Annotated in this window: 18 protein-coding genes; 4 read left to right on the top strand and 14 right to left on the bottom strand. The window is 30.3% G+C overall.

Features of this window, described 5'->3' with window-relative positions; all coding sequences use genetic code 4:
* Both N1F73_RS01990 and N1F73_RS01985 read left to right on the top strand, forming a co-directional pair.
* Positions 1 to 1146: hypothetical protein (locus N1F73_RS01990; RefSeq protein ID WP_396888682.1), on the top strand; the 1146-nt coding region annotated here is incomplete at its 5' end.
* A 254-nt stretch (positions 1147 to 1400) separates the two neighbouring features.
* Positions 1401 to 2993 (top strand): endonuclease, encoded by a 1593-nt coding sequence (locus N1F73_RS01985; protein ID WP_260359778.1) that lies wholly within the window; start codon positions 1401 to 1403, stop codon positions 2991 to 2993.
* A gap of 59 nt (positions 2994 to 3052) precedes the next feature.
* Here N1F73_RS01985 and glyA read toward each other — a convergent pair whose 3' ends face one another.
* The 14 genes from glyA to N1F73_RS01915 form a co-directional block, all read right to left on the bottom strand.
* A complete protein-coding gene (glyA, locus tag N1F73_RS01980; protein ID WP_260359773.1) occupies positions 3053 to 4306 on the bottom strand; it encodes a serine hydroxymethyltransferase in 1254 nt (417 codons plus the stop codon).
* 8 nt (positions 4307 to 4314) lie between these two features.
* Positions 4315 to 6492 (bottom strand): phenylalanine--tRNA ligase subunit beta, encoded by a 2178-nt coding sequence (locus N1F73_RS01975; protein WP_260359771.1) that lies wholly within the window; start codon positions 6490 to 6492, stop codon positions 4315 to 4317.
* A complete protein-coding gene (locus tag N1F73_RS01970; protein WP_260359769.1) occupies positions 6492 to 7166 on the bottom strand; it encodes a uracil-DNA glycosylase in 675 nt (224 codons plus the stop codon). The genes N1F73_RS01975 and N1F73_RS01970 overlap by 1 nt, the downstream gene beginning before the upstream one ends.
* Positions 7156 to 8109, bottom strand: coding sequence for a phenylalanine--tRNA ligase subunit alpha (gene pheS, locus N1F73_RS01965; RefSeq protein WP_259290509.1), 954 nt, complete (start codon positions 8107 to 8109; stop codon positions 7156 to 7158). Before pheS ends, N1F73_RS01970 begins: the two co-directional genes overlap by 11 nt.
* Entirely contained in the window at positions 8109 to 9323 is a 1215-nt protein-coding gene (locus N1F73_RS01960) for a replication-associated recombination protein A (RefSeq protein ID WP_259290508.1), read from the bottom strand. The genes pheS and N1F73_RS01960 overlap by 1 nt, the downstream gene beginning before the upstream one ends.
* 84 nt (positions 9324 to 9407) lie before the next feature.
* On the bottom strand, positions 9408 to 10346 hold the full coding sequence (locus N1F73_RS01955) for a lysophospholipase (protein ID WP_260359767.1): 939 nt from the start codon (positions 10344 to 10346) through the stop codon (positions 9408 to 9410).
* An 80-nt stretch (positions 10347 to 10426) separates the two neighbouring features.
* The gene (locus tag N1F73_RS01950) at positions 10427 to 13336 is read right to left on the bottom strand and encodes a S41 family peptidase (protein WP_260359765.1); all 2910 of its coding nucleotides are present in this window, start codon (positions 13334 to 13336) and stop codon (positions 10427 to 10429) included.
* 129 nt (positions 13337 to 13465) lie between these two features.
* A complete protein-coding gene (gene dnaK, locus N1F73_RS01945) occupies positions 13466 to 15253 on the bottom strand; it encodes a molecular chaperone DnaK (RefSeq protein ID WP_259290185.1) in 1788 nt (595 codons plus the stop codon).
* Positions 15254 to 15343: 90 nt separating this feature from the next.
* Positions 15344 to 16702: an MAG0480 family ComEC-like protein gene (locus N1F73_RS01940; RefSeq protein WP_396888679.1), complete on the bottom strand. Its 1359-nt coding sequence runs from the start codon at positions 16700 to 16702 to the stop codon at positions 15344 to 15346.
* Positions 16627 to 17079: an MAG0490 family ComEA-like DNA-binding protein gene (locus tag N1F73_RS01935; RefSeq protein WP_260359760.1), complete on the bottom strand. Its 453-nt coding sequence runs from the start codon at positions 17077 to 17079 to the stop codon at positions 16627 to 16629. The genes N1F73_RS01940 and N1F73_RS01935 overlap by 76 nt, the downstream gene beginning before the upstream one ends.
* Before the next feature lie 196 nt (positions 17080 to 17275).
* The gene (gene deoC, locus N1F73_RS01930; RefSeq protein WP_260359758.1) at positions 17276 to 17941 is read right to left on the bottom strand and encodes a deoxyribose-phosphate aldolase; all 666 of its coding nucleotides are present in this window, start codon (positions 17939 to 17941) and stop codon (positions 17276 to 17278) included.
* 8 nt (positions 17942 to 17949) lie between these two features.
* Positions 17950 to 19248 carry a pyrimidine-nucleoside phosphorylase gene (locus N1F73_RS01925; RefSeq protein WP_259290181.1) on the bottom strand — a complete coding sequence of 433 codons (1299 nt, stop codon included), beginning with the start codon at positions 19246 to 19248 and terminating at the stop codon, positions 17950 to 17952.
* Positions 19248 to 19955, bottom strand: a complete 708-nt coding sequence (gene deoD, locus N1F73_RS01920) for a purine-nucleoside phosphorylase (RefSeq protein WP_259290180.1) — start codon at positions 19953 to 19955, stop codon at positions 19248 to 19250. The genes N1F73_RS01925 and deoD overlap by 1 nt, the downstream gene beginning before the upstream one ends.
* Positions 19956 to 20214: 259 nt before the next feature.
* On the bottom strand, positions 20215 to 20493 hold the full coding sequence (locus tag N1F73_RS01915; protein ID WP_260359755.1) for a hypothetical protein: 279 nt from the start codon (positions 20491 to 20493) through the stop codon (positions 20215 to 20217).
* A gap of 427 nt (positions 20494 to 20920) precedes the next feature.
* On the opposite strand from N1F73_RS01915, the gene N1F73_RS01910 reads away from it, so the two are divergent.
* Positions 20921 to 21733: an HAD family hydrolase gene (locus N1F73_RS01910; RefSeq protein WP_259290177.1), complete on the top strand. Its 813-nt coding sequence runs from the start codon at positions 20921 to 20923 to the stop codon at positions 21731 to 21733.
* A gap of 18 nt (positions 21734 to 21751) precedes the next feature.
* Entirely contained in the window at positions 21752 to 23017 is a 1266-nt protein-coding gene (gene obgE, locus N1F73_RS01905; protein ID WP_260359754.1) for a GTPase ObgE, read from the top strand.
* The last annotated feature ends 54 nt before the right edge of the window (positions 23018 to 23071 follow it).

Here is a 23071-nt window from a genome sequence, read left to right as displayed (position 1 = left end):
TTAAAAAAGGTATCAAACACCCAAGCCTATAATGACGCACTAATTAGTGTTTTATCTAAAAAAGATATTCTTGCTGAATGCAAGGAACTACAACAACATTTTAATGAATATGGTTATTTAGCACCCAAAGCGGAATTATTAAAAAATGACAAAAATGAAGATTTTAGAAAAATTAATGACCAAGATAAAATCACTAATTCAATTGAGCTAGAGCTATACATTGAAAATTTTTTATATACAAACAAAACATATTTTATTGATACAACAAAATACAACATTAATAAATGAATAAAATCAACATTTATCGATGATCCTAATAAACCTGAATATATTTCAGCTAATCTAATTTGATTTGTAATTAGTTATCTTTACATTAGTCAAATTAAACAAATTCATAAAGAACAAATAAATAAACACAAAAGAAGTCAGCACGAAAAAGAATTTATATTGTCTAAACAAAACTCTTTACCAAGCAATGAATATCAATGAATAAATAATGACTTACATTTTGCCTTTGACAATGAATTTGATGAAGCGAAATTAAATTACGCCTATCAAAACACGTTTTTCATTGATGAAAAAGAAAAATATAAACATTATTTAGACAGTCATAATGAAGAAATTATTTTAAGTGCACTAAAAAATGTATTTAAAGAAAAATACAAAAATAATGTTCAAGCATTTTACGACAAAGTAAAAATTTGAAGCAAAAACCCGGCTTTAAATGGTGTAAATTATGAATACTATAGTAAAGATTATGATATTAAAAACTCTTTCCCTGACATTGTAATTAAATACGGCAATCATCAACTTATTATTGAAGTAAAAGATGCCACTAATGACTACGACAAAGATAAGACTAAAAAAATTGTAGAAGCATATCGTGCTTATATTAACGATCATTCTGACAATAGTTTTGACTTAGTACCATTAACATTATTAGTTTGCAAAGTTAAAAAAGAAGATTCACAAAATAATAAAAACGGACAATTGACCATAACTTTTGAAGGTGCCAGCACAAATGAATTATTTAATAAGAAAATTAATGATGGCGAATTTGATAAAAAAGGGTTTGCTATAGACAATATTTTCAAAGATATGTTCGATCTGATCGATGAATTGGATAATAATTTGCATAATCAATAATTTTTTTAAACTAAGTAAATAAGTAAAAATTAAAGCGAGTTAAAAAGCGAAATAATTAGGTATTTGTTCTCTATGAAATATAAAACAAAAGTTCTCATTTGTTAAATTCAAAAAATTGGAACTTTTGTTTTTTGTTTCATATCCAAAACCAGCGATAACACCCAAACACTGCATTGCGTCGATTTCTAGTATAATTAAATTGATGCAAAATCGAATGAAAACATATTTTCAAAAATATTTAAAATAAGGAAGAAATGAAAAAATTACAAAAAAAACTATTATTATACCCATCTTTAATCGCAACTACACTATTAAGCGGGATAAGCGCTGCAGCTTGTCAAGGAAAAAAACAACAAGATAATCAAAAATCTAACCCTGCAAAGCCCGCTTCGAAAACTAATTCTGATTCTAATGCACAAAATAATACTGTTAATAACGAAAAAGAGTTAACTTCTCAAGACCCATCTTTTGCAAGTTGAACTTTAAATCTAAATAACGCATTAAAAATTTCTGCGGAAGTTAATGAAAATATCATTAATTTAATTAATGGTAAGAAACTATTTTACTCATTTTCAAAAAATGCTTTAGTTGTGAGTGAAAATAGACCATCAAGAAATGAATGATCAAGCGCAAAAACAGTATTTGAATTTAAAAATACTCCACCTAAATTTTTCAACATCGCTTCACCCGATATTAATCAAGGCGATAAAAATAATGATGAAATTAAATACCAAATAACCGATGATGAAATAATTTTAAGTTACAAATCATCAAAATATATTAAAGGACAAAATCCATTAATTTCTACCCAAGTTTACCAGACTAAATTTGTTAGAGATAATTCAACATTAGGTATCAAAGACAACGAAACAAAACAAACAAATCACTCAGTCAATTCAAGTGCAAATAATAACGACAATACAGATGCAAACACAACAACCACCGGTGAGGAAAAAAGCGTAGCAGTAAGAAAAACGAAAGATGGAGTTTATGAAAATCTAGTAGCTCCGTCAATAAAAACTGCCAAAAGCATTAAATATGTCGAAAGTAATTTTTACCAAAGTTTAGAAGGAAAAAGTGGCCAAGAATTGATAAATGCCTTAATTAATTTACAAAAAATGCACCGAGATACGACCGGAAACTATAATGATTTGTATGCGACATATCGTAATTCATTTGTCGATAAATACTATGAAAAAGATAATTCACTAATGGATATTTACGAAGAAGATCCGCAAGGAAATGATCCACACATTTATGGTTTCAACAACACAGGCGGATCTGGTTATGAAGGTAAAGGTTGAAATAGAGAGCACTTAGTTGCGCAATCATGATTTAGTAAGGCTTCGCCAATGCGTAATGATGCACACCATGTTTGACCAACAGATGCGACAGTAAACCAAGCACACGGAAATTATCCTTATGGTGAAGTTAGTCGTGCTACATTTACCTCTGAAAACGGAACAAAAGTCGGGACTAGTGTTGAAGATGGCCAACCTGTTACTGAAGTAATTAACGAGTTTAAAGGTGATGTTGCTCGAGCATTCTTATACTTTGCGATCACATATCAAGATAAAAACATCACAAACAACGAATCAAGCAATAGATTTTTCGATTCTAGAAATGGAAACTCGATTAGAAAACCATTTTTGGATACTATGTTAAGATGATCTAAACTTGACCCAATTACCCAATTTGATTTAGATAGAAATAACGGAATATATCAACACCAACAAAATAGAAATCCGTTTAGTGACTATCCAGAATTAATTGATGTCGTATTTAATGGCGACACTGAATATGTCTTCCACAATCACGGTTTTGCTACCGAATTAGTGTTTGAATAATGTTAAATTATTTAAAAAATCCAGGTAATTTTACCTGGATTTTGCTTATTATATTGTTGTTAGTATTGTGTAATAATTGGGAATTCTTTCGTTAGGGAAACTACTTTATTTTTATATTCAGAGAATAATGTTTCATTTTGAGTTATATTAGCATGATTTCGTAAAATAAAATCAATGATTGATGCTAATTCATTTCATTTAGTGAAGTTACGCGAGGTCATTGCTGCAACACCGATACGAATGCCCGAAGACACCATCGGACTTAATGAGTCATTAGGTATCGTATTTTTATTTACAGTTATATTGAATAAACCTAGCAATTTCTCTGCGTCTTTACCGGTTAAGCCATAGCTTTTATAAACATTGATGGTAAATAAATGATTTTCAGTTTTACCGGAAACTATTTCAACACCTCTCGAAATGAATCATTCACTAAAAATACGGGCATTTTTGACGATATTTTCACCATAGGTTTTAAATTCGGGTTTTAGCGCTTCACCAAAAGCAACAGCTTTACCAGCTATTGCATGAAATAGTGGACCACCTTGGTATCCCGGAAATACTCATCTATCTATTTTTTTAGCAATTTCTTCGTCATTAGTCATTACTATTGCACCACGTGCACCACGCAATGTTTTATGTGTGGTTGAAGTAATAATATCAGCATAGCCAACTGGCGAAGGGTGTACGCCGGCAATAATTAAACCTGAAATGTGTGCAATATCTGCCATTAACTTAGCACCGGCAGCGTCAGCTATTTCCCTGAATTTTTTAAAATCTACAATTCTTGGGTATGCTGAATAACCACATATTATGACTGCTGGTTTTTCTTTAATTGCCAATTCTTTAATCGCTTCATAATCTAAAACACCGTCTTGACCAACTTCATATGAAACTGATTCATAAAAAATTCCGCTGAAACTGATTTTATAACCATGTGTTAAGTGACCACCAGAATTAAGAGAAAGGCCCATTATTTTAGCACCAGGCTGAGCAATTGAAGCTAAGGCTGCTGCATTAGCTACAGAGCCTGAATAAGGTTGCACATTAGCAAATTTGACACCAAATAGTTTCTTTAATCTATCGATAGCCAATTGTTCAACAATATCAACATTTTCGCAACCACCATAGTAACGTCTACCAGGATAACCCTCACCATATTTATTTGTTAAAACGCTCCCTGTTGCTTTTAAAACATCATCCGAAACATAATTTTCCGAGGCAATTAACTCAATATGTTCATTTTGTCTTTTAACTTCGTTATTAATAGCTTTTTCAATCTCTTTGTCATTAAGTTCAATAAGTTTATACATTTTTACCTCTAATTGTATTTTTGATTAAGTAGTTCAATAGTTTCACCATCAGCACTAATTCTTAGTGTGATTTTTTTAGTTTTTTCAGTATGGTATTCATCAATTTTTTGAATAGCAAAAACGTTGAAGTTATCTTTAATGTCATCAATATTTTGGCCGATAGAAACATCCTTAGCAAGTTCGAATGTGATGTCTAATGTCTTTAAAGGATTGCTATTGTAAGGTTTGAATGTTACTTTTTCAGTATTTGTTGACTCTTTAAATTCGGCAACTCAAACATCTAAATTAGAATAACAAGGGTGAATTTTACCAATTCAGCCAATCATTTTGTTGTCTAAAATAATTTTTGCTGAAACATTATGATTAATGTGTTCATCATCAACAAAAGGGACAAATTTCAGTGTATTTTGTTTAAGATAATTGAATATGTCTTGTTTAATTTGGCTATATGTTTTAGTATTTGAAACTAAACCAACCGCATAATCATTGTAATTAATCATTCCTTTTTCAAAAATATCGATTTTCTCAATTTTGCGTTTGAAATTGTATTCAACGACCTGCAACATTGAAGTAATGATTGAATTTCGAATAACTTCACGTTCTTTAGAAACAAATGTTTCAAGTTTAATTTCGCTATCATATTTAAAAGGATTTAATCAATTGTTTTGCGCACTCTCTAATGTAAAAGTTCTCACTTCGTTATAGCCCATTGCTTGCAATAATGATTTTGAAATATCACGTTGAGCTACTTTAAAAGGTACTAAATTTGGGGCAACTGGTTTGAAATTATCATAGCCATAAAATCTAAAATACTCTTCAATAATATCTTCATAATTTGATATGTCACGACGATAATTCGGTGCAGTAATTCTGTTTTTGTCCATTTTGAAACCAATAGTTAATAATTGCTTTTCTACATTAGCAAATTTTTTCAACTCTCCGATTTCGCAATTAGCATAAATAGCTAATTTTTTACGGTTTTGCAAAACAGAAACGCCTTTTTTAGCAGCCGGTAAACCGACAACATTGCTAAATTGATTTTTATCCTGATGGGCTTTATATTGTAAATATTGCATACCTAAGCGCACCATTTGGGTGCTAACAACACGGCCTGCTTGAATACTTGAACTAGTTTCCATTTTAATTTCTTTAGCACCATGACGAATTAATTTATGATCAAAAGAACCAATTTCAAAAGCAACTAAATTTGTGTTTTCATCAACTGCTGAATTTTGTGCTCCAATAAGCGAAGCTAACGAAATAACTTTTTCGTTGTCATGAATAGCTAAAACGTTTTTAACTTCAACCACTTTATTACCTAATACTTCTACTTCCCCTGAATAAATTTGAGTAGAAACACGTGAGCCAATTTTGTTTCTATCATATGCATGAGTAGGAGCACCTGTAAATAACAATGTTAAATTCGTAACGTCAATTGCTCAAATTCCTTTAGCATCAACACCATGTTTAGCCAAAAACAACATATCTAATAACGAAGTTTTGTTGTTTTTGTGTTTTAATTCCATTAATGCTAAAGCATTTTGATCATTTTTCTTTGCAGTGATGTGTGCTTTGAATTTTTCTTTAATTTTCTTGTTTTCTCAGTCAAATCAATTGAATTCTGTATTGTAGTATGCTGCTAATTCTCTGGCTAAAACATAATATGAGTTGGCATCTGAACGATTAGCCGGTGTTGTGATGTCAATAATGTAATCATCTAAACCAAAATATTCAACCGGATCAGCATCTAAAGGCAATTGTTCATCTAGCATCATTAAATCATCTTCGTTAAATGGTAATTTAGAAATATCAAAACCTAATTCGTTAAAATTTGACAGCATACCTTGCGATTCAATACCCGCCATTTTTTTGCTACCAAAAATTATTTCACCATTAGTTGAACCTTCAACAAAGGCAGTAGTATAGGCATCAACTCTTGCGTTTTTTGCGTTTGTTTGAATAGTGATTTTTTTTGCTTTATCTAATTCAAGCTCCACCACGGTTAAGTTTTTCGAATTTGGGTTAGGATAAACATTAATAACTTTAGCAAATTTAACACCTCTTACTTTGCTTAACGGAGTTATCGATTCAACTTCATATCCTAAATTATTGATATCTTTTTCTACACTTAAATCTAAATGTTTATTAGGTAGGAATTTATTTAATTCTTTTAATGTAATAATCATTATTTTTCCTTTCTTATACTGAAATCTATTGGATTTAGCAGTTTTGCATTGACTTTTTTATAAAAATTAAAGTCTTTAAAACTCACTTTTCCCCTTGAATACGATAGAGGAGAGGGGTGTGAACATACAATCATATTTTTTGCATTAATTACGCCTGAATCAACTAGCGGTTGCACAAATTTTAAGGCCTGATTGCCCCATAAGGCGATGAGAACATTACTATTGGATTCATACACAAATTGCAATAAATTAAGTACAAATTTTTCTCAACCTAAATATTTATGTGAGTTAGGCTCTTTTTCACGCACGCTCAAAACTGTATTCAGAAGTAATACTCCTTGCTTAGCTCATGAATCTAAACTAAATGTTTCAATCTTTGCTTGCGGATAATCTTTTAACAATTCTTTAATCATGTTAGCTAAACTGCGCGGACACTGGTTTTGTTTGGTACTAAACGCCAGGCCATCTGCTTGGTTTGGTAAATGATAAGGATCTTGTCCTAAAATAATTAATTTTGCATCCTCAGGTTCAAAAAATTCTAATGCTCGGTAACGATCGTTGTCGCTTGGATAAATTGTGTATTTTTCCTGTTCAAGTTTTAGTTTTTGCTTTAATTCTATAAAATAATCTTTTTGTTGTTCTTTGTGTAAAAATTCAGTAAATTTATTCGCCATTGAACTGATTTAGTGTTCTTAAATCATTATTATAGAATTCGCGAATGTCTTTAATTTCGTATTTAATCATAGCCAATCTTTCAATACCGATACCGGCTGCAAAGGCATTAAATTTTTTCGAATCATAGCCAGCTAAATTCATCACATTCGGATGCAGCATTCCCGCACCTAAAACTTCAATTCATTTCCCTTTGTAAAATATATCTACTTCAACACTAGGTTCAGTAAATGGGAAAAAACTTGGACGCAATCTTAGTTCAACTTCTTCTTCAAAAACATACGAAAGTAAAGATTTAAGAGTTCAAATAAGGTTTGGAAAACTCACATTACCCACGCTAACAAAATCTAATTGTGTAAATTGGTGTGAGTGAGTAGCATCATCTTCATCGTTACGGTATACTTTACCGATTGCAAAATTATTCATTGTTTTATTCACATTTTTTTCTAATTCAACAGCACTTATACCAGTATTATGGGTTCTTAAAAGGGTTGTGGCGTTTAAGTATAAAGAATCTTGCATTGCACGAGCAGGATGATCAGGTGGAATATTTAATTTTTCAAAATTATAATAATCCGAAACAATTTCGCCTGCCTTTGATTCAAAATAACCATTTTGAATAAATCAATCACGCAATCTATTTTCAATGATAGTAATAGGGTGTAAAGAACCACTTGCTAATAACGGTTCACTAACATCAATGCGTGAAGAATCAACTATTTTTTGAATACGTAACTCTTCAATTCTTTTTTCTGCTTTTTCAAATTGATTTTCGTATTCGGTTTTTAATTTATTAATTTGTTGCCCAATTATTTTTTTCTCTTCGACCGGAGCTGATTTTAATTGTAGTTGTAATTTAAAAATTTCACCATCCTTTGAATAAATTTTGCTTTTAGCAATTTTTAACTCTTCAAGAGTGTTGATTTCATCAAAATTTATATTCATTATTTTTCTTCCTTCCATTTCTCAATTAATTTATAGTAATCAACTATTTTTTTTGCGTCATTTTCGCCAGGAGTAAAAAATTTAACATTCTGTATTTTCTTTGGTAAATATGTTTGTTTTACTCACGAATTTGGGTAATCATGTGGGTATTTATAGCCAACACCATGACCTAATTTTGCCGCTGATGCGTATGCACGTTCTCGTAAAATACTTGGCACATCGTAAATATTACCTTGATCAATAAAACTTTGAACTTTTTTCATTGCTTTGTAAGTTGTTGAACTTTTAGGTGAAAGAGCAATATAGCTAACAAGATAAAAAATCGGTAAATTAGCCTCCGGAAAACCTAGTCTTTCAACCGCATTCATTGCAGCTTCAACACGCAAGGCGATGTTAGGATCAGCTAAACCGATATCTTCATAAGCTATCGCTGTTATACGCCTAAATAGGCCTTGATAATCGCCAGTTTTCAAAATCAATGCTGCGTAGTATAAAGCAGCGTCAACATCAGAGCCACGCATTGATTTATGAAATGCAGATAAATTATTATAGTGTGCGTCAGCGTCCATATCTGAATAAAAATTAACATTAGGAATCAAAGTTTTAATTGTATCTTCTTCGACTTCTTCGCCATTATTGAGAATTGCCAACATTTGCAAGTTATTTAAACAAAAACGATAATCTCCGGACGAATGTTTTACTAATATTTTTAAATTTTTATCACTGATTTTTAACTCAGGATAAACTTTGCTTGTAACTTTTTTAATTGCGTTAAAAACTTCTTCTTCTTCCAATTTACGAAACTGCAAAATTTGCATTCTGCTTCTAACCGCCGGATTAACTCTAAAATAAGGGTTTTCAGTTGTTGTTGCGTAAATAATTATTTTGTCAAATTCCAAATAAGAGAGAAGAATATCTTGCAAATTCTTATTTAAGCGGTGTATTTCATCAATAATAACAATGTCATTATTTTCAATAGATTGCACTAAATCATTTTTAGTATGAATACTAGCATTGAAGATTGCGTAATTGAGCTTTAGCTCATTAGCTAATGCAATTGCGCAAGAAGTTTTGCCTGTTCCTGCTTCGCCATAAAAAATAAAACTTGTATGTAGTTTTTTGGTAACAATTTGCTTTAGTAATTTTATATTATTGACCTGACCGATAATATCGTCGAGTTTTTGTGGTCGTAATTCATTTGCGAGATTATTCATAATATAATTTTAAGACAATAACGAAAAAAAATAACAAAAATTAAAAATTCCCAAAATAAGAGAATTTTTAATTTTGCGAGCTATTTAAATTAGACTTTCTAAATATGTTTTAAGATCTTTAAAAACAATGTTCTTATTGATTTCATTGTGTATTTCGTGGCGCATTTTTTTATAAATTTTAACTTCCACATGTTTTAATTTGGCACTTTTGTAGTATTTCGCACTTTTAATAACACCTTTCCCGTATTTTCCAATTGGATCATCTTCGCCAGCAATAAAAAACATTTTTAAATCTTTATTTAAAAGTGCTTTATATTTCTTATTACCCATGTTAATGGCTAAGCGTGCTAGGTCAACATAAAAACTATTAGTGCATAAAAAACCGCATAAATCATCATTCATAAATTTATCAATTTCACTTTGATCGCTTGTTAGTCAATCAAACTTTGTCTGTGGGTTTTTAACTCTTTTATTGACATTTTTTGATGCTAAATTATTAATGAAGCGATTATAGCTGTTTGCTCCTTCATTTTGAACAAATTTTTGGGCAATATATAAACCTAATTTTTCTTTAAGGCCGGCAAAACCACTTGTGCCACTAATAATAGCGGCACTTAAACTTTTTGAATACAAAATCAGGTAATTTCGTAAAATTATCGAACCCATACTATGTCCGAAAATAACATATTTTGCTTCTGGGTATTTATTGTGTCAAAATTGGTATAAATCGTGCATATCATTGATTAATTTTCTTGCTCCATCTTGATCATCGATATGGCCTAAAACGCCTGTTTTAACTCCGGTTTTACCATGTCCACGATTATCCATGCCAACAACTTTTATATCTTTGTTACTTAAAAATTGTGCTAATTCGCTATAGCGTAAAGCGTGTTCCATCATCCCGTGACATAATTGGACGATAATTTTAGGTTTGTTAGTTTGCGGAGCAAAATCATAGCAGACTAATTGTGCTCTATCGATTGAAGATTTAATTACAAATTCGTTTATTTCATTTTTCATCATATTAACATATTATAAATAATGTGTCAATCATTGAGTGCTAAAACAATAAACAAAAAATCTAGCGCTGCTAGATTTTGCTATTAATTTGTTGAATTAATATTGATTGTAATTGTTTTTGAAAGTAGAGTTCTACCTACTTCGAAAAATGGAATTTGTACTTTGACTTGATTATTAGTTATACCTCTAACAAACATACCAACTGCGGATGGCGATTTTGACAAGTCATAATTCGTAATGTTTAATTTGCTGAATAAATCTTGCAATCTTAAATTAGCAATATTAAAGGGACTATAATCTTGATTATTGTTGCTTGTTGGTAAAATAGCATAACTATCATGCACAAAACTTTTAGCATCTTTATTTTCAAGGGTAATATTGTAAGTATCCTGAGTAAATAAAGAGTCAATATAATTTTTTTGCGATTCTAATGTTGGTATATTATATGGATTTGTGTTTGGATTTGTTTGACCGTGTGGATTGGCAATATTATTGCCTTGTCATTTATTGATTAGAAAATCAATGTAAGGTAAATCGTAATAATCTGAGTACTCTATCATTCTATTTTCATCAATTTCAACACCACCTTCAATGTCGATTAATTCAGAAATCGAATCAACTTGGTCAAAGGCTTTATTAGATGTGTAATTTCCTTCAACAGATGAAATTGACAATGAAGTTCCATCAGGTAAAGTTGTCGGTAAAATCGAAAATGCTCCACCACCAGTTTTATGACCTATAACTTCTGCGAGATTATTAGTTTTAGCAATCCCAGTCATTATATTTGCTGATGAAAATGTATTGATACTACTCAAAATATAGAATTTATATTTTTCGCCATATCCGTCTAAATCATCAAAATTGTTATCGGCGTTTGCATCGACATCGTATTCTTCAAAAGTGAATGCACCTGTTAATTTATTAACTTGAATATTAGTAATTGGTTTATCAGTCAAAAAGCCTAATGCTTTGATTAAAGCCGCCGACAAACCGCCACCATTTAGAGATAAATCAATAACGATATTTTTAATTTTTGTACTATCGGCTTTTTTGTTGTTTTCTTCAATCAATTCCATTGATTTTTTGAATAAAATGAATGTATCGGAAAGAGCATTTTCAGTCTCAATTGCCCGTTTAGAGCCTACTGTAAAGTTTGGTGGAATAATATATCCGGTTGTGTTGTAAGCTGCAAATAGTGAATTTCTTGAATCAAGGTTTTGACTTTTAAAGTACTCTTGTTTTTGGCTTTGTAAAAATAAAGTTGATAAATAAGGCGTTAGTCAAGTAGCATTTTGGTTTTGGGCTCTAACATCAGGTTGGAGTTCAGGTTGGTTATAAAAAGACAATGAGTGAACTGATGAGTGTCTATCTTTCAGATCAGTGTAAATTAAATTCATTATTGCTTCATTATTGTCTGCAGTATTAGTTGATAAGAATAAATCTTTATCAAATTCGGTAATAGTTTGTTCTCATTTTTGATCTTTAAATTTTCTGTCTTTTAAGCCATAAAAATTGTTCATCAAGAATCTCAACACATTGAAGTTATATTCCCTGTCCTTAGTTGTTTGACTTGCTCTATTAAGTGCATTTGTTTTAATTGTTTCATAATTTGGTCTGCCAGCTTCAACATACATTGAAACACCATAAATATATTGCCCTTCAAAATAAAGGTTGTAATAATTTGGCGAATTGAATAAGATATTGAAAATAGATAGAGGAATTAATAAATCATTTTGTTTGTTAATAAATTTAAGTCCAGCTTCTTTTAAATTAAAAGTAACTTTTGGTTTACCTTGATGAGTTTGTGAATTTTTTGATTTTAAAAATTGTAAATAATCCATACCTTGCAATGGTTCGGTGATTCTCGAAAAGTATGGTGAATCAGCTTCGAATACACCAGCGTCAGTATTAACTTTTATGTTTACTTGGTCAGCAACTCTAAATGTTCACAAATTGCCTTCGTGTGATAATAACTTAAATTTATTACTTTGATACACACCATTCATTTTATAGATGATATCTAATAAACCAACATAAGGAACAACTTCATTAGTTTCTTTGTATAAAGAAATTTTTGCTGACTTAACGTCATATTCCGGAAAGTAATTGACATATGAATATTCATTTACACTTAAATTTTCAGATGCATTTTGTACTTGAATGCTTTTATTGATTTTTACTTCATTTTGTTCGTAAATATTAACAATTTCTTTTCTTAATTCTTTTATTTCTTCTGATGTTTTATTTGGTTGTTCTGTTTTAAGAATAAATTGATTTAAATTTGAACTAATTTCATTTTTTAAAGTTTCATTTTTAATTTGTGTTAAGTATTCAATTTGATTTTTTACTGAATTTATGTATGAATTTACAGTATTTTTCTCTCTATTTTCTTCACTGTATTTGTTTTTAAATTTACTATATTTTGTATTTAAGTCTGCTGGATATTTTGCCATAGCACTCGACAATGAATTAATTTCAGTGTGCGAAATTGATAAGTTTAATGCTTTTTCAACATTTGACTCAACCAATAGTTGTGCTTCATTAAGTAAATTTTGAAAACCTTCATCATTACTGTATTGATTAGAATCCGCTTTAATTTTGTTTAACACACCTAAATAAACATTGATATTTTTGACAAAATTAAATCTGTTTTTAAAAGATTGAACATCATTTGTTAAACTATTAAGCAACATTTTTTTATCGTTGTCACTTAATTGATTGAAATTGTTCATTTTTTCAATAAATTGATTGATTAATTTACTCAAATCATCATATTTTGCTTCAGGAAAAGATGTTTCGGTATTTAGTCTTTGCACTAATCTAGTTAATTCATTTTTGCTATCAGCTAGTTTTTTAGTAACCTCATGGTTGTTGACATTTTCGTCACCTTTTTTCCCCTTATTATCGTTAGTACATGCTGCTGCTAATGCGGTTATTGGTGATAATGATGTCAGCAATATACTATTAAACAATGATTTATTTTTTATTTTCATTTTTCCTCCTAAATTTATTTGTTAAATTATATTATTTATAAAAAAAGAGATTATTTAAATTTAAAATAATAAATCACAGAAAATAACAAAAATATTGAGGACCAAATTCCTCAATATTTTTTTGTATTATTATTTAGAATCTTCTTCTTTAAAACCGTCTGGTTGTGCTTCTTTATTAGCTTCTTGGTTTTGCATTTGTTTCGAGATCATTTCAAATGCTTTATCAATTTCGTCAAGTTTTGCTTTTAGTTCTTCATAGTTTTTATCATCTAGTAATTTTTGTAGTTCATCAACTTTTTCTTGTGTTTGTTTTCTTTGTTCATCGTTGATTTTATCTTTATTTTCGTCTAGTGATTGTTTCATTTTTGAAATTAATGTTTCAGCACGAACTTCAGTTTCTATTTCTTGAGCACGTTTTTCATCTGCTTCTCTATTTGCTTCAGCATCCTTAACCATTTTATCAATTTCATCGTCACTTAATTTTGAGGAGTTTTTAATTACAATACTTTCTTCTTTCCCTGATTTTGCATCTTTCGCTGCAACTGTTGTAATACCGTTGGCATCAATTGTAAATGAAACTTCAATTTGCGCAGTACCACGTGGCGCGGGATCAATGCCTTCTAAATTGAACATTCCTAATGATTTATTGTCTTTTGCTAGTTTTCTTTCACCTTGAACAATGTGGATTGTAACTGCTGTTTGATTATCAGCTGCAGTTGTAAAGGTTTTTGATTTAGTGATTGGAATTCTAGTGTTACGGTCAATTAGTGAAGCAACTACACCGTGTTCAGTTTCAATACCTAGTGTAAGTGGTGTAACATCTACCAATAAAATATCATTAATATCACCTGCTAAAACAGCACCTTGGATAGCAGCACCCATCGCAACAACTTCATCTGGGTTAACAGATTTGTTAGGTTTTTTACCTAATTTAGATTCAACTAACGCTTGGACAGCTGGCATTCTTGTTGAACCACCAACTAATAAAACATCACTAATATCTGATAATGATAGTTTAGCATCTGAAAGAGCTCTATCGATAGGAGCTTTTGTTCTTTCTAAAAGAGATGCAGTCATTTGTTCAAATTCACTTCTTTTTAAAGTCGCTTCAACGTTAATTGGTGCTTTACCTTCCACAAAAATTAAGAATGGTAAAGAAATATTTGCAGTCATTGATGATGACAAGTCAATTTTTGCTTTTTCAGCAGCTTGTTTTAGACGAGCCATTGCCATTTTGTCTTCTTTTACATTGTAGTTGTGTTCTTTTTCAATTTTTTCAACAAGTCATTTAACGATTGCATTATCTCAATCATCACCACCCAATTCATTATCACCGGCAGTTGATAAAACTTCAAATGTACCATCTGCTAATTCAAGGATAGAAACGTCGAATGTTCCACCACCAAGGTCAAATACCAATACTTTTTTCTCTTCTTCTGTTTTGTCTAATCCAAAACTTAATGCAGCAGCAGTTGGCTCGTTAATAATTCTCATGACTTCAAGACCGGCAATTTTACCAGCCAATTTTGTCGATTCACGTTGAGCATTATTGAAGTAAGCAGGAACAGTAATAACAGCTTTTTCTACTTTGTGACCAATTTTTTCTTCAGCATATTTTTTCAAATTGCTCAAGATCATTGCTGAAATTTCTTCAGGTTTATATTCTTTTCCGTTCGCTTTAACAGTTTGTTTAGTCCCCATTAATCTTTTAATTGAAGCAATTGTGTCAGGGTTTGTTTCAATTTGGTTTTTAGCATTATCCCCAACAATAGTTTCGCCATCTTTAAACGAAACAACTGAAGGAGTTGTTCTTTTTCCATTTAAGTTTTCTAGTACTACAGGAGTTCCATTATCCACAATTGAAACAACTGAGTTTGTGGTACCTAGATCAATACCAATAATAACTTCTTTTGCCATAATTATTTTCCTTTCGTCCGGTTTCTTTTTTTGTTTTACATAACTATTTTACCACAAATTAGCACTCGAACTATTAAAGTGCTAATTTTTTTATTTATGACGTTTAGGTCTAAAAAACAGTGGAATATGTAAAAAGAATGCATAAGATATCATTCAAATTAATAAAGTTTTTTGAGAAATATTTAGCGATGTCGCTATAACTATGCTAAATTTCGCTGCCATAATTATTATTTTGTCAAGAATTAAATAAATTAGGTTTAAAAATAGCGGACTGAATGAAAAAAATATACTTAAAATATATACTATCTCAATAATTGGTGCTAAAACGAGTGAATATATTATTCCAGTAATGTTAACAAAATTATTCATTTTAATTGTTCACACTACCATATATAAATAAAGAATAATAATAAACAATATATAACGTAATACCTTATTTATTTTTCACTTTGTGAATATTTTATTAGTGATTAATATTACAAGCGTAATTGAATATGAAAGCAAAAAAGTGATCGAAATTATGTTGTTAAAATCAATAGCGAAAATTATTAAGGCGCTAAAAACCAATGCACTTCAATTTTTCTTGGGAAAAAGCATCAAAAACACATGCATAATAAATGCTCTCAAAGCCGGTACCGGATTATTGATAATGGTAAGGTAGTAAAAAATTAATATTAAACAAAAATATTTAATACTATTGCTAACTCATTTATTTCTAATTTTGGCGATTAATTTATTCGATATTTTAAATAGGATTTCAAAATGTAAACCCGAAATAACCAGCAAATGTATTATGTTAATTTTGATTGCATTAGCAATCACATCTTGAGAATCATTATTTATCCCAAAAAGTATTAATTTTCAATATTTTTTAAAATAGTCACCGCCGCTCGCTGAATAATTTTCAATAAAAGCATCGATTGAATAATCAGGATTTTTAATGGTTTTAATATAACCTTTTTTAATAAAATATTGAATATTATTACTTAAAGCAAAATAATTTTTACTATCAGTTTTTTCAATAAACGCATCGATTTCGACAATATCGCCGACATAAACTCGATTAGGTGTTGTGTATTTATTTAAGTAAATTAATAAGTTGTTGTTATTGACGTTGATGATTGCGTATTTATTTGATGTTTTAGCAATTCGGCCTTTGATATTGTATTCAATACCACTGATATAAACATCGGGTTTTCTTAAGAGATATAAAAATATGTAACAGAGTATTAAAATTAATGCTATTCAAGTTTGTTTAGGTCATAAAAAACCGAAAAATAATGTATAAATTATTGAAAAAAATATTCAAAAGTATTGAGTTTCAATAGGTATTGCCGATAAATGTAAAACAATAGGAAAAAGCATTAAAAAAATTAAAGAATTAAAATTTTTCTTAATTTTTTTAATGTTTCTGGTCCAATTCCTTTTAATTGTCCTAATTTTGTCCAAGTTGTTTTGTTATTTGTTTTTCTGTATTTTAACAATTTGCTAGCAATACTTTTTTTAATACCATATCTGGATAATTGAGTTGATTTATTCAATAATTTTCAGTCAAGAAACGGGCCTTTTTCAATATCATATTCAATAAATATACTCATATTTTTATTGATAGACAAACCGATGTCTATTTCTTTTAAATTTGCGTTTGATAAGGGTTGTGCTTGTTTGATGACATCAAATAATTTATCTCCTTTTTTAGCTATATATTCACCTTTATTTAGCACAGCACCTTCAATTTTAATTTTAAATTCTTTTGGCGTTTCTCTAGGTTTTATATAACTCTCTTTCTTATCAATTACCAAAGAAGTAGTAACCCCAAACACCATTATAGGTACGAGCGTACCCAGAGTTCAAATCTTTCACTTTTTCATGCCTAATAAAAAGGTTTTTTATCCAAAATGGCAAAAAACGGAAAAAATTAATATTTTTATTGATTTTTTTTAATGCACAATTATTGAAATAAAAAATTCAAGTTTAACTTTAAATTAAACCTGAATTTTTATTATAAGTAATGTGGGTTAATTAGTATCCTTCATTTGAAGATTTACCTTCAACAATAGCGATTGAACGGCTAGTTCCGAATCTATTTGCTCCGGCTTCAACCATTTTAATCATATCTTCTTTGTTGCTAATGCCACCGGCTGCTTTAATTAATAAAGCGTCGCCAGCAATTGCCTTCATTATTTGAACATCTTCTAAAGAAGCACCTCTTGAAGCAAAACCAGTAGAAGTTTTAATAAATTCGGCACCTGATTTCATAACAATTCTTGTCACTTCTTCGATTTCTTCCTTAGTTAATAGAGCTGTTTCAACAATAACTTTTAAAACATTGTTAGGTAAAGCAGCTTTAACAGTTTTAATATCTTCTAAAACGTAAGCGTAATCGCCTTCTTTCATTTTTCCGATATTAATAACCATATCGATTTCATCAGCTCCTGCTTTAACTGCTTCGGCAGCTTCAAAAGCTTTAACATGAGATAGAGTAGCACCTAAAGGGAAACCGATTACTGATGTGATGCCTACTCCACTATTAGCTAATTTTGCTTTTGCGTAAGGAACTCATGAAGCATTAACACATACAGTTTTAAATTTGTATTGAATTGCTTCGTTTAATAGTTTATCGATTTCTTTTGTTGTTGCGTCAGCTTTTAAATATGTGTGGTCAATCATTTGGTTGTAGTTTGTCATATTTTCTCCTATCCTAGTTTTGCAATAATTATTTTGTTTTCAACTTCTTTATCATTGAATTTATAAGCGCTAGCTAACTCATCGACTAGTTTTAAGTCAATTGGGTTTGATGAGTATAGAGTGAATAAAGTGTCACCTTTTTGCACTTTTTCATTAGTTTTTTTATTCAATGTGATTCCAGCTTCAAAGTCGATTGAATCTTCTTTTTTAGCACGTCCGGCACCTAGTTTCATTGCCACAATACCGAATGTTAAAGAATCAAAAATTTCTAAATAACCATCTTGGGTTGCTTTAATTTCGTGTTTGTATTTTGGATTTCAAAATTCCGCTTCTTTCATTAAGATATCAGCATCACCACCTTGAACTCTTACCATTTCAATAAATTTGTCCAATGCCTTACCATTATTCATTACTTCGATAACTCTTTGTTTTGCTCTATCGTAATCGGTTTCTAATTTAGATTGCAATAAGATTGTTGAACAAGACGAAATAACTAGCTCATTAAAATCTTGTGGGCCTTTACCTTGTAGGGTTCAAATTGCTTCTAAAACTTCGTTTTTGTTACCGATTTCTCTACCGATTGGACGGTTCATGTTGGTGATTTCAGCACGAACATCAACGTTCAATGATTTACCGATTTCAATCATTGTATTCGCTAATTCAATAGCTTCTTCTTCATTTTTCATAAATGCACCATTACCGCATTTAACATCCAACAAAATAGCATCCGAACCAGTTGCCAATTTTTTAGACATAATTGAAGAAGCGATTAAAGGAATTGACTGAACACAGTTAACAACATCTCTTAATGCATACAATTTCTTGTCAGCAGGCACTAATTGTCCTGTTTGACCAATAATTGCAATTTTGTGTTTTTTAACTTGCTCGATAAATTCACTTTCACTTAAAGCAAATCTAAATCCAGGAATAGATTCAAGTTTGTCTAATGTTCCACCTGTGTGACCTAATCCTCTACCAGACATTTTAGCAACAGGAGCTCCTAAAGCCGCAACAATTGGAGCAACGGCTAAAGTTGTTTTATCACCAACACCACCTGTTGAGTGTTTATCAACTTTAATTCCTGGAATTGAACTTAAATCAATCACATCACCTGAGTGCATCATTGTTTTAGTGAATTGAGCAATTTCTTCTTTAGTCATTCCATTGAACATAACAGCCATAATAAAGGCTGACATTTGATAATCTGGTGTATCTCCTGATACATAGGTTGAAATTAAGTGATGAATTTCTTCTTTAGTTAATTCTTTGTTTAGTCTTTTTTTCTCAATTAAATCAACAATTCTCATTATTTAACTGCTCCTAAAGCAACTTTCATCATATTTGTAAATGCAGTTTGTCTTTCTTCAGGTGTAGTTTCTTCTTGAGTAGCAATATTATCTGATACTGTCAATAAACATGCTGCATTTTTGCCTAATTTTTCGGCATTTGTGAATAATGCTAAAGATTCCATTTCAACACAAATAGCTTGTGTTTCATCAATTCTTTCTTGAAGTGTTTGAACTGAATAGAATACATCTGATGAGTGAACTCTTCCTTCGATTAATTTGATATCTTGCGCTTTAGCTGATTCTTTTAATCTTTCGTTTAATTCGGCAGAAGGCATTGAAACGTTTGATTCAAATTCTTTTCCTAAAACTAATCTTCTAAAGTGAGAACTATCTGCTACTGCTTCAGTAGCTAAAACTGTATCGTAAAGTTTTAATTCGGGAATATAAGATCCAGTAGAACCAATTCTAATAATTGAGTCTACATCATAGAATGCGAATAATTCATAGCTGTAGATACCGATAGAAGGGCATCCCATCCCTGAACCAGCGATTGAAACATCTTTTCCGTTGTATTTACCTGTGTAAATAAACATGTTTCTTACTGTGTTTACTAATTTAGCATCTTCTAAAAAAGTTTCAGCAATAAATTTTGCTCTTAATGGGTCTCCTGGCATTAAAACTGTTTTGGCAATTTCGCCTTTTTTTGCGTGAATATGTGGGGTCATTTTATCTCCTTTTTTTAAAAAATCAAAATTCTTGAAAGTTCGTGAAATCTGATAACGTGCGATTTATGTATACTAGCTTTCTTTATATAAATATATAAGTAAAACTTACGAGTAAATTTTACCATATTTTCTTCATTTTTTACTGATGTTTATTGTCTTACATTGTTGAAAATTTTGATAAAAATACAGGCATCAATTAAATCTGATGCTCTGTATTTATCTTAGTTATAAAACCGTAATGTGCTATATAAAAACTCAATTAATGTAGTGCTTGATCACTATATACTGCGATACGACCAATATAATTTATAAATTGCTCAAGTTGCTCATCTGTAAGTTGTTCTGCTCCATTTTTGGTTAGTTCGTCGTACCCACTTGAAAAAGCATCAATATATTCTTTAGACCCTGGAAATTTGCCGTATTTTTCTTTAAATCATTGAATTTTTCTTCTGGCTTTTGAGTTGTTGTCTTCTTTATTACATGCAATTGTTGCTAATGGTGTTATTGCGGTAGCTAAAACAGGTAATGAATAAAACATTAATTTTTTTTAATTTCATATTTTTATCTCCTAAATAAAATACACTTGCGACACTTTGTTTTGAATTCTCAGAATGTCACATGTATATTTTATTTTTTTATTTTTTTGCAAGAAAGTCAACAAAATTATTAACAAGATGTGAAATAAAAAAACAAAAGTTCTCATTTGTCAAATTCAAAAAGCGGAACTTTTGCTTTTTATTTCACAAAGAAAATCACCAAAATTATTAACAAGATCAATGTCTTTTTTTCGTTATAATTAATAAGAAAACTATGTTTGATAATAAACACAAAACATTAAGCAAAATGGCTTAAAGTGTGTTAGTTTTTCCCCCAAAATTTATTAATATCTATTTAATTTATAAATTTAAATAAAAAATTAATGTATTATTTACTAGATTATAGACAAATGTCGGAAAAGAGGAATTATGAAAAAGAAACCTATTGTGTTTAGTGACGTTGACGGCACAATTTACACAAGCAACGGTTATGTGTCAATTTATAATTTAAACATAATTAAGCAAAACGAGTTAAGTTTTAACATTGCAACAGGTAATCCTATTTGTCCAAAAATGTTTAAGCTGGCAAAATTAGTTAATGCCGATTACATCATCGGTTCTAGTGGTGTTCAGATCTATGATTTTAAACACTATAAATTCGTTCGTGAAGAATTTATTAAAGAGAGCGAAGTTAAAAAGATTTTTGACTTATTTAGAGAGAAAAAAGTTTCTGCTGCTGGTTGAAGTTCAGATGCATTCTACATTTTCAAAGATGAAGATAAAGAATTTTTAAACCGTATTTACTTTAAGTACGAAAACTTCGACCAATTTGAGTTATACGAGGGACAAGAAATTAAAAATGTTTCAAAAATCGAAGTTTATTTCGAAACCACAGAAAATGTTGATGAGTTAATTGACGTTCTAAAAAATTATGATGTTAAATTAATTAAAACTCATATGAACCTAGAAATTTTACCTCGTGGTGCTTCTAAAGGTAAAGCAATCACATGAATGATTCAAAACATTTTTAAACAATACACAACTGATGACGTAATGGTAATCGGAGATAGTGAAAACGATTTCTCGATGTTCAAACGTTTCAATTATTCATACGCAATGGATAATTCAAAAGATTTTGTTAAAGAAAAAGCAAAATATGTGACAAGATCAGTGCAAGAGCACGGTTTGGGAATTGCTATTCTAGACTATATTTCAAGATTGAATGGCGAAAACGAAAAATAAATTTATCAAGGAGGTAAAATGGCTAGATTTATTGATGAAATAAAAATACAGCTTATCGCCGGAAAGGGTGGCGACGGAATGATTTCTTTTCGTCGTGAAGCACATGTAGATAAAGGTGGTCCTGACGGCGGCGATGGTGGTCGTGGCGGAAACATTTATTTCGTTGGTGATTTAGGTAAAAATACCCTCTTATCTCTTTATGGTAATAAAAAAATCACCGCCGATGATGGTGTTAACGGAGGCCCTAAAAACCTTTATGGTGCTGCCGGTAAAGATAAATATATTCCCGTTCCTATTGGTACAGTGGTTTATCGTGACGGCAAAGTAGTTGCTGATATTATTGAACCAAAAGAATACTTAGTTGCCAAAGGTGGGCAAGGTGGCCGTGGAAACATGAAATTTAAATCTCCACGTAACACTGCCCCAAGAATTAGTGAAAACGGAACAAAAGGCGAAAAATACGATGCACATATCGTTTTAAAAATTATGTCTGATGTTGGTGTGGTTGGTAAACCATCGGCCGGTAAATCAACATTACTAAGTGCTTTGTCGAATGCTAAAGCCAAAGTGGCTGAGTATGAATTTACAACTTTAGTGCCTCAGCTTGGTATGGTTAAATATTACGATAATTCATTCGTAATTGCTGACTTACCTGGACTTATTAAAGGTGCTTCACAAGGAAAGGGATTGGGAATTCAATTTTTAAAACATATTGAAAGATGTCGTGTTATAGCGCATATTGTTGACTTTGGTAGTGAATATAAAGACCCAATTGCCGATTTTGAAGTTATTAAAGATGAACTAAAAAACTACAGTTTAAACTTGGAGAAAAAAGACCAATTAGTAATTGCTAATAAATCTGATTTACCGGATTTTGAACAAAATTTGAGTAAATTTAAACAAAAATACCCTGAAATTAAAATTGTATCTATCTCTGCTTTAACAAGCGAAAATCTGGATGAAGTAAAGAAAGAATTATTCAATTTGATTGAAATCAATAAGTTAAAACCTGTTGAAGAGATTGAAGAAGATTCAGTTGTAGAAATTATGCTTGAAGAAGAATACAAAGTCATAAAACCATATGAAGGTTTTTACGAAATTAGTGGACCTAAAATTAAACATCTATACGAAAAAATTCCGTTGGTTAGTTATGATAACTTATTAAGATTCAATAATATATTGAAAAAAATCGGCGTTTGAGACGACTTAATCAAAAAAGGCATTCAACCTGGTGACACAGTTAGAATTTTTGAATATGAATTCGAATGGGACGGCGATTATTAAACAACGCGTTCGACATACTAAAAAATAAACCCTTGTTTTCATGCTTCGGGTTTA

This window comes from Mycoplasma sp. HS2188, from assembly GCF_025209835.1.
Lineage (GTDB): Bacteria > Bacillota_I > Bacilli_A > Mycoplasmatales > Metamycoplasmataceae > Mycoplasmopsis.
Note: the sequence above shows the minus strand (reverse complement) of the source record. Positions and strands in the feature narration are given on the sequence as shown.